Here is a 2217-nt window from a genome sequence, read left to right as displayed (position 1 = left end):
CAATCCTCACCCCTAGGGGCCTGCGGTTTGCGGAGGTCGCAATGACGGCAGGCAGGTGTTTCACGGCCTTTTGGGATTCGATTTTGAGGATCAATCCCAAGTCGGGCCGGGCCTCCAGCCGCTCCAGCTCAGAAAACAGCAGGTGCAAGTCGTCGGGCTTCTGGACAAAGGAATAGCCCACCAAATCGGCATGCCGAACCACAAAGTGTAAGTCTTGGCAGTCTTTGTCGGTTAGGGGTTGGATCTGAAGCTGGCTATCGGGGAAATTAAGGCCCTTTTGGGCCCGCAACTTCTTGCCTTGGGGGGAAATTTTTTCCACCTCCAGAACAACTCCTGCTGGCTCGACCCTCACCACGCGGGCGCCGATCTTCCCGTCATCAATCCAAACGGTTGCCCCCACCTGCAGTTGTCCCAAAATTGCCGGCAAGGTACAGGTCACTTGGCAGGAGATATCCGAGTTGACCTCGGTGACATCAGGAGTCAAAAGGATCCGATCCCCCCGGTACACTTTAGGTTTATCTGGGGGCATGACCACCGTGCCGGTGCGGATCTTGGGGCCGGCCAGATCCATCAAAACCTTGCAGGGCCGTTGGGTCTGGGCTTCAGCTCGGCGCAGATGGGCCAGCATTTTCTCCCAAACCGAGGGCTCATCGTGGGCGCAGTTGATCCGAGCTACGTCCATGCCCCCTTCCAACAACTGCAACAGCAGCTCAGGCTGCTCGGCGGCTTCGCTGGGCAGGGTCACCATGATGCGGGCGCGGCGATGGGGGGAAGGACGGCCAAACAGAGCCTCGGCGTGCTGCTCAAGTGCCGTATCCCCGGCATAAAACTCTTCATAGCTGGGCGCCGGATAGGCTAAGCCCTGAGTTGCTGCCAAAACGGCAATCACAGCATCTAGGTTTTCCAAAACCCGTGATTCACATCGCCCCAGCGACGACAGTCCGAGGGCGGCCAATTCCAACTGCAGGCTGCGCAGATCCTGTTGTCGCAGAGCCAGATACCGCGCCAGGTTATGAATGGCCGGAGGGGGGACGGTAGGGCAGCCCCAAGCAGCCAAGTAGCTCTGGGATCCCTCCACAACTTGTCGCCGCAGTTCCAGGAGTTTCTCCAGCAAACATTTGAGATCTGAGGAAGAGGGAGCCATGCTTGCAGCTTTCTGAAAGCAACCTGCCAAGCCCAATTCTAGGCTTAGGCTCATTTTTGCTCGACATAGATCGATCGATTGAGGCTATGAACCTTTCGTTCCCCGACGTTCCGGTCTAGAGTCGTTAACAAAACGTGCGGAATTCCCCACCCTCTGTAGGGTGGGGATGGATAGCACCACCGGATCGGTTGTTCGGGGGATAAAGCACTCAGAACTGGGATAGAGTGTGTCTACCCATGGCAACGAGAAGGCAGACCTTTCGACTGTATCCCAGCAAAGCTCAGGAAAAAGCTTTGTTCGAGGCTCGTCGTCTGCATTGTTATCTTTACAATGCTTGCATTGCCCATCGGGAAACCGAGTACCACCTCCACCGCCGAACGGTGACCTACCTGGAACAGCAGAACCTACTCCCCGAATTCAAGCAGGTGTGGGTGGAGTTTGCCCAACTGAACTCCCAAGCCCTGCAAGCTACCGTCAAGCGGGTGGATTATGCTTACCAACGGTTCTTTCGAGGACTGAGTAGGAAGCCGAGGTTCAAGTCCATTCGCCGGTATTCAGGCTGGACGTATCCTGCTCGGTCGGGGTGGAAGGTCAACAGCACGGGGAAGCATGGCACGGTCACACTCAATGACTTGGGCATTACCCTGAAAATGCGCGGTCAAGCCAAGCATTGGGGCGTGCCAACAACGCTGACCCTTGTCTACAAGCCGTCCCGGCGGCAGTGGTTCGCTTCGTTTACGGTTGAGGTTGCCATACCAGAGCCTAAGTTTGGGTCGCAGTCGGATTTGCGATATGAGTCCATCGTTGCCTATGACTTGGGTACAGAGACCGCCCTGACGTTGTTTGACGGGGCGGAGTTTCGGGAGATTACTAATCCCCGCTTTACCCAGCGGAGTGAGGAGAAGATTCGCAGAGTCGCCAGACTGAAGCGCAGAAAGCGTGCCCCTAAAAAGGGCGTAAAGGCTTCCAGGAGATGGAAGAAAATTCACCGGCGGGAAGCGCAACTGCAAGCAAAGGCTGCTCGTCAGCGCAAAGACTGGCAACACAAAGTTACGTCAGAGATAGCTTGTCGT

Annotated in this window: 2 protein-coding genes; one reads left to right on the top strand and one right to left on the bottom strand. The window is 56.3% G+C overall.

Annotation, left to right across the window (positions count from 1 at the left end):
• A partial coding sequence (locus tag NW838_RS14230) for a pyruvate kinase (protein ID WP_414428261.1) occupies positions 1-1144 on the bottom strand: 1144 nt, incomplete at its 3' end.
• A 236-nt stretch (positions 1145-1380) separates the two neighbouring features.
• Between NW838_RS14230 and NW838_RS14225 the strand changes: the two genes are divergently transcribed.
• Positions 1381-2217 (top strand): RNA-guided endonuclease InsQ/TnpB family protein (locus tag NW838_RS14225; protein ID WP_414428260.1); only part of this gene is annotated, 837 nt, incomplete at its 3' end.

Origin of the sequence: Synechococcus sp. R55.2 (assembly GCF_047462075.1) — a bacterium.
Classification (GTDB): Bacteria; Cyanobacteriota; Cyanobacteriia; order Thermostichales; family Thermostichaceae; genus Thermostichus.
Note: the sequence above shows the minus strand (reverse complement) of the source record. Positions and strands in the feature narration are given on the sequence as shown.